Origin of the sequence: Flavobacterium sp. (assembly GCF_036741995.1) — a bacterium.
In the GTDB taxonomy this organism is placed as follows: domain Bacteria; phylum Bacteroidota; class Bacteroidia; order Flavobacteriales; family Flavobacteriaceae; genus Flavobacterium.
Map to the genome: position 1 here is coordinate 1 of NZ_DAINRG010000110.1, position 1,754 is coordinate 1,754.

Annotated in this window: 2 protein-coding genes and 1 pseudogene; 2 read left to right on the forward strand and 1 reads right to left on the reverse strand. The window is 38.9% G+C overall.

The features are described from left to right. The coding region (locus tag V7D82_RS13735; protein WP_333601516.1) for a Crp/Fnr family transcriptional regulator at window positions 1-570 on the reverse strand (570 nt) is incomplete at its 3' end. A 143-nt stretch (window positions 571-713) separates the two neighbouring features. Here V7D82_RS13735 and V7D82_RS13740 point away from each other — a divergent pair. Then, entirely contained in the window at window positions 714-1,088 is a 375-nt protein-coding gene (locus V7D82_RS13740; protein WP_333601517.1) for a hypothetical protein, read from the forward strand. A 108-nt stretch (window positions 1,089-1,196) separates the two neighbouring features. Further along, window positions 1,197-1,754, forward strand: a pseudogene (locus V7D82_RS13745) (hypothetical protein); the annotation flags it as partial.

Here is a 1,754-nt window from a genome sequence, read left to right on the forward strand (position 1 = left end):
GATGATGTCCACCTTTTTGTCTTTGGCCATTTTCGATAAGGCTCGAATAACGGTCTCCACTCTTAATCCTGTAAAATTGGCTATCTCTTGTCGGGTAAACGGAATTTGCTCTTTTTCGTTGGAACATTTTCCTTTTTTGTGTGCGTTTAAAAACGCCAGTATTCTAAACTCGGGCTTCTGATTAATGATATCTTTCGAGGTCATCGCTTTAGAATGAATCCGGCGCGACATTTGTACTAAAAACTGTTTTTGTATGCTTGGGTATTCCTCCAATATTTTCAGAAACTTGTCTTTCGACAACTTCACAATTACGCTATCCTGAAAAGCTTCTGCTGTAGAAGGATAACATTCATTAATAAACAAAGGCGGCTCGCCAAAACTTTGTCCTTCATGAAAATACCCTTGGGTAAATTCTTTGCCGTCGTCATTCGAATTGTACATTCGGACACTGCCTTCCATAATTTGATAATAAAAATAGGCCGTCTCTTCTTCACAAAAAATCATCTCACCTTTTTTATATTCCTTAGCAATGGCACCCCAAGTGTAGAGTAAATCTAAGTCTATTTGCATAATTGATTTTGAGTGTTTTAAGCTAAAAAGGCTTATTTCATAAGGCTTTACAGCTAATGGTTACAAATTTAGTTTTAATAAAAATACTAAAAATATGACTGAAATCATACAAATGACCGTTTTTTAACTACTATCTTTGTCTCATGAAAAGGTTAATAATCATAGTGGCACTTGTGATGTTCGCAAAACCGATACTTCCGGTGGCCGACTATATGATTAACTACGATTACATCTCAAAAGTACTTTGTGAAAACAAGGCCAAACCCGAATTAAAGTGTAACGGAAAGTGTCAGTTGATGAAAGAATTGGCCAAAGCTTCGGAACAGGAAAAACCGATTACCCCAGTAAAAAAAATCCAAGTACAAGAAACCGAAGTGCTGTTCTTTCAGGAAATCCAACCGTTATTGACAAGACAAACTTTTTTTCAGCATAAAAATGCTATCAGCAACCACTACGCCAATCTTTACTTTCACTTAGCGTGTGGTTCTGTTTTCCATCCGCCCACTTATTCCGCTTAAAAACTTTTTATTTTTTGATCAATCTTACTGAGATTGACCGGACGATTTATGTCCGAATCGCATTGGAAAATCTTCCAATCAAATCTTTATTATTTAAAATTTACAATCATGAAAACCTTATTAAAATATACGCTTTCCTTATTCCTATTGGCCTCAGCCCTAACCTTTACTGCTTGTTCTTCAGACGATAGCAATCCCGAAGCCGACGAACTGGCCAACCTAACCAAATTCCAAGAATTCGCTAACGAAACCCATACTATCGAATTGTATTCCCACATGGGCAGCTTGGAACAAGGCTATAACGAAGTCGCCCTACGCATCAAAGACAACGCCACCGGCGACTACGTAAAAAATGCTGAAGTCAATTGGATGCCGCTCATGCACATGACCATGATGAACCACTCTTGTCCTAAATCGGCAGTAGAAAAAGTAACTACAAACGGTACCTTGTACGAAGGTTACATCGTCTTCCAAATGGCGCAAAATGCAACAGAATATTGGGATTTAAAAGTAAACTACACCATCAACGGCACTGCCTATTCAGCCACTGCTGTTATTGATGTTCCGGCTTCGACAGAACGCAGGGTTAATACCTTTACCGGAACCGACGGCACCAAATACATCGTGGCTTATGCCGAACCACACCACCCAAAAGTAGCCGTTAAC